The sequence below is a fragment of the Cereibacter changlensis JA139 genome (assembly GCF_003034985.1).
GTDB classification, from domain to species: Bacteria; Pseudomonadota; Alphaproteobacteria; order Rhodobacterales; family Rhodobacteraceae; genus Cereibacter; species Cereibacter changlensis.
The window spans coordinates 1-4,387 of record NZ_PZKG01000220.1 but is presented as its reverse complement, the minus strand read 5'-3'; the positions used below and the strand labels follow the sequence as shown (position 1 = coordinate 4,387).

Here is a 4,387-nt window from a genome sequence, read left to right as displayed (position 1 = left end):
AGCTCAGTTCTCCGGGATGACGGTGTCCGAGGCCAAGCGGCTGAAGACGTTGGAGGACGGGAACGCCAAACCGAAGAGAGGCTCGTTAGGCTCTCTTTGAGGAGGTGAAGCGGGCGGGACATCGACCGCGGATCGGTAGGTCAACGCCACGACCGCGCCAGTTCCGGGCATCGACATCAGTCAAAACCGACGGCATGGTCTGCGGCTGGACGACGGAGCGCCTCCTGCCGCAGGCGATGCGCGCGCTGTGAAGCGCCGCCGGAGCGCGCGGCGCGGCACCAAGGTTACGGCCGGCGACGCAGCTGGTGCAGCGCGTAGCGGATGTCGTCACGGCTGACGCCGATGTCGCGCAGCAGGTGGTTGTCCAGTTCCGCCATGCGGGTCAGCTCGCAGATCTGCGTGCGCCGCAGCTTATTGTGGCGGAGCCAATCGCGCAGGGACCGGAAGAGGGTCGCGGCACTGCCGATCGGGGCGATGGTGGATGAGGATTTCACTGGGCTTCTCCCTGAAATACCGCCGGCCGGTGAGACGACGGCGGCGGACGATCTGAAATGAAGGCGTGACGCCGGGCGGAAGGGAGGGTCGAGACCGGCCATCGACCCGGCGCCGCAGCGCCGAAAATTGCGCGCCGGCGTTGGTGCGGCGGTAAAAAATCGCGGCCGACCGCATGTCTTCCTGTGACCCCACAAGGGGCTGACCTGCCGGAAACCGCGCCCCATCATGCAGGGCGCGGCTCCTCCCGATCAGCCGGTCGCTTCGAACACCATGTTCAGCGGGGTTTCCGCCGCCTGCCTCACATGGGTGAAGCCGCCGGAGCGGATCACCTCCGTCAATCGGGCGCTTCCGGCCTGCGCACCAAGCGCAAGTCCCCGTTCCTGCGCGAGCGAGGTCGGCAGGCAAATCATGGTCGAGGCGGAATAGAAGAGACGGCCGATGGGGTTGATATTGTCCTCCAGAGTGTCGCCGGCTCGGGGTTCGACGATCATGAACGTGCCATCCGGCTTGAGCGCGGCCTTCACATGGGCTGTGGCGGCCTCGGGGTCGCCCATGTCATGCAGGCAGTCGAAGCAGGTGATGAGATCGAAGCCCCGCCCGGCGAAATCCTGCGCCTTCGCCACCTCGAAACGGAGGTTCGTCAGGCCGTGCGACTGGGCATGCGCCTCTGCCGCCGCAATCGAGGCCGGATGGAAGTCGTAGCCCACGAAATTAGATGCAGGAAACGCCTGCGCCATGAGAATGGTGGACAGGCCGTGGCCACACCCGACATCCGCCACGTTTGCGCCCGCTTTCAGCTTGTCCACCACGCCGTCGAGCGCGGGCAGCCAATCCTGGACCAGTGCATTGACGTAGCCCGGCCAGAACATCCGGGCCACGGCGCAAAACAGGCAGGTCGCCTGGTCGCCCCAGGCGACGCCCTTGCCGGTCCTGAAGGCGGCCTGCACCTTGGGTCGGTTCTCCACCATCGCTGCTGCGGTGTCGAAGGCGCCGACGAGGCTCGCCGGGCTGTCGGGCGAAGCGAAGATCATCGCCTGCTCCGGCGAAAGGGAGAACTGGCCGGCGTCATAGGTGACATAGCCGGACGCCGCCTGCGCGGACAGCCATTCCCGGACGTAGCGCGGGGCGCAGCCCGTGCTTGCGGCGAGGCTGTCGGAGGATGTCGGCCCGATCTCGGCGAGCTTGCGGTAGAGGCCGAGTTGATCGCCGATCCTGACCAGAGGAACGCTGACCGCGCCGCCGAGATCGCCCAGCACGCGGCCGATCAGACTGTTCAGCTTGTCTTCGTCCGGCCCGGTCATGGCGTCACCTCACTAGCTTCGCGGCAAGATCTGTCCGAGGCGACCCGGCAGCCGAGCGACTGTCGCAGCAAAATATTGATTTTTGGCCGATCCATCTGTATCTCCGATGAATGAATGACTGCGTGCCGCGTATTGCTGCGGCCCCATGCAGGAACCGGTTCTTTCGGTTCTCTCAAGGTCTAGAGCAGTGCTGTTGAAGAGGCCGTTGGAACGGCCGTGGTATTTCGCGTGGAAACGGCGATTGCACCCAGAGGCAAAGCGTCCTCGCTGACGATCCAGATGATGGGGCGGCTGCGTGTGTGGCATGGCGAGGCGGAGGTCGCCCTTCCTCCCTCGCGCAAGACGCGGGGGCTGCTGGCCTATCTCGCTCTGGCGCCGCGTCCGGTGGGGCGGGGCAGGTTGTGCGAGCTTCTGGGCAGCGTCCCGGATGATCCGAGGGGAGACCTGCGCTGGTGCCTCAGCAAGCTGCGTTCGGTGCTCGACCGGGACGGGATGCGCCGCGTCCTCGTCGAGGACGACAGGGTGTCGCTCGACCTGCGCGGCTGCGATGTCGATGTGATCGAGATCGCAGCCGCCTGCAAGGCCGGGCTGGAAGCCCTGGAGCCCGGCAGGCTGCGGCATGTGCTGAGCCTCTGCGTTGGCGAGTTCCTCGAGGGAGCCACGCTCAACCGCAGCCCGCAGCTCGATCACTGGCTGACAATGCAGCGCCAGAGCTTCCGGACGCGCCAAGCGGAACTCACCGCCATCCTGCATGGCAGCCTGCCCTCGGACAGCCCCGAGTCGCATCTTCTGGCCGAACAGTGGGTGGCCCTGTCGCCCTTGGACGCGCGCGCGCAGCGGGCGCTTTTGGCCGCCCTGGCCCGGGATGGCCTTCCGGGACAGGCGGAACGCCACCTTGCCGCCGCTGTCCGGCTGTTCGAGGCGGAAGGTGAGGACGCCACGCCGCTCGTCCTGTCCCTGCGCGAGGCACGCCATCGGGGTGACGGCGCCATGCGCCCGGCGCCTGCGCAGACCATGGCCTCGCCGCCAGAACCCCCGGATCCGCGCCCTGAGGCGACCCGCGCTTCGCTTGCGGTCATGCCGTTGCTCGAGCTGCAGGGCGACGGCAGCGCCTCCCAGCTCGGCGCCGGCCTCACCCGGGACATCATCACCCGCCTCGCCAAGCTGCGCGCGTTCTTCGTCATTGCGCAGGGATCGGTCTTCGCCTTGGCGGAACGGGGCATCGACCCCGACGCGGCAGGGCGGACGCTCGGCGTTGACTATGTCGCCAGCGGGATCGTCCGTCGCCATGGCGGCCGCTTCAGCGTCACCATGGAACTGGCAGAGGTGCGGACCTCCCGGATCGTCTGGACCGATGGCTACGAGGCCGCCGATGACGAGGCCTTCGAGATGCTGGACCGGATCGGTGATGCGATCGTCGGTTCGATCGTTGGCGAGATCGAGACGGCGGAAAAGAACCGGGCGGTGCTCAAGCCCCCCAACTCGCTGAACGCCTGGGAATCCTACCATCGTGGCCTGTGGCACATGCACCGCTTCACCAAGGTCGACAACCTGCAGGCGCAACACTTCTTCCGCCGGTCTATCGAGACCGATCCGACCTTCGCCCGCGCCCATGCAGGGATGTCGTTCACCCATTGGCAGAACGCCTTCCAGGAGTGGGAGAACCGGGGGCGCGAGACCGACCTCGCCCTCGCCTCCGCCGAGCGGAGCCTGATGGTCGACGACCACGACCCCTCGGCCCATTGGGCGATGGGCAGGGCGCTCTGGCTGCGGCGTGACGAGCATCAGGCGATCGCGGAACTGCAACAGGCGGTCGGGCTCAGCCCCAACTTTGCGCTCGGCCATTATGCGCTGTCCTTCGTGCAGTCCCAGGCCGGGGACGCTGCGATGGCGATCGAGGCCTCAGACCGGTCGCGCGGGCTCAGCCCCTTCGATCCGCTCCTCTTCGCGATGCTCGCGTCCAGGGCGCTGGCCCATGTCCGGCTAGGCCAGTTCGACGAGGCCGCAGGATGGGCGCTGAAGGCCTCGTTACGGCCGAACTCGCATGCGGTCATCCAGCAGATCACGGCCCTCTGCCTGGGACTTGCAGGTCGCGCCCCCGAGGGTCGCGCCATCGTGGCCGGGCTGCGCCAGTCGCGCCAGCACTGCCACGTCGATGAGTTCCTGAGAACCTTCAGGTTCACGCCCGAGGCGGAAGCCGCGTTTCGCCGGGCGGCCCGGGTGGTGGGAATGGATGGGCACAGCCTGCCCGACAGAACGTAGAAGGCGCACCCGGACCAGAGGGCCACTGCACGAGATGTTGCGCATCATCAATGCGGAAAGCCGGCGGCAGGTGGACAAGGCTCAACAGGGAAGGAGGTCGCAGATGTCCGCGAGATCCTGTCGCGAGCGGCTGATTATCACCGCGCTGACCTGCATGATGCCCCTGGCGGGCTGCAAATCCCCCTGCGCCTATCCGCTCTCCGGCCAACCCTGCGCGCCGGAAGACCCGGTGCGCGAGCTGCGCGCGCGGGAAATCTTCCTCCCTTGTCCCTGAGGCTCCCGCACCCGGCGGAAGACGGCGGTTCAGGCCTGCGCCTTCAGACCGGCAA

4 protein-coding genes are annotated in these 4,387 nt (G+C 67.2%); 2 read left to right on the top strand and 2 right to left on the bottom strand.

Translation table 11 applies throughout. The annotated features are described in order from the left end of the window. Positions 1-284 precede the first annotated feature (284 nt). Together C5F48_RS25375 and C5F48_RS22115 are read right to left on the bottom strand one after the other, a co-directional pair. Positions 285-494 carry a DUF1127 domain-containing protein gene (locus C5F48_RS25375; protein ID WP_170139781.1) on the bottom strand — a complete coding sequence of 70 codons (210 nt, stop codon included), beginning with the start codon at positions 492-494 and terminating at the stop codon, positions 285-287. A gap of 249 nt (positions 495-743) precedes the next feature. Next, positions 744-1,796 (bottom strand): class I SAM-dependent methyltransferase, encoded by a 1,053-nt coding sequence (locus tag C5F48_RS22115; RefSeq protein ID WP_107665903.1) that lies wholly within the window; start codon positions 1,794-1,796, stop codon positions 744-746. 279 nt (positions 1,797-2,075) lie between these two features. Between C5F48_RS22115 and C5F48_RS22110 the strand changes: the two genes are divergently transcribed. Next, entirely contained in the window at positions 2,076-4,058 is a 1,983-nt protein-coding gene (locus C5F48_RS22110) for a transcriptional regulator (protein WP_107665902.1), read from the top strand. 34 nt (positions 4,059-4,092) lie between these two features. Continuing rightward, positions 4,093-4,332: a hypothetical protein gene (locus C5F48_RS24920; protein WP_146170704.1), complete on the top strand. Its 240-nt coding sequence runs from the start codon at positions 4,093-4,095 to the stop codon at positions 4,330-4,332. The last annotated feature ends 55 nt before the right edge of the window (positions 4,333-4,387 follow it).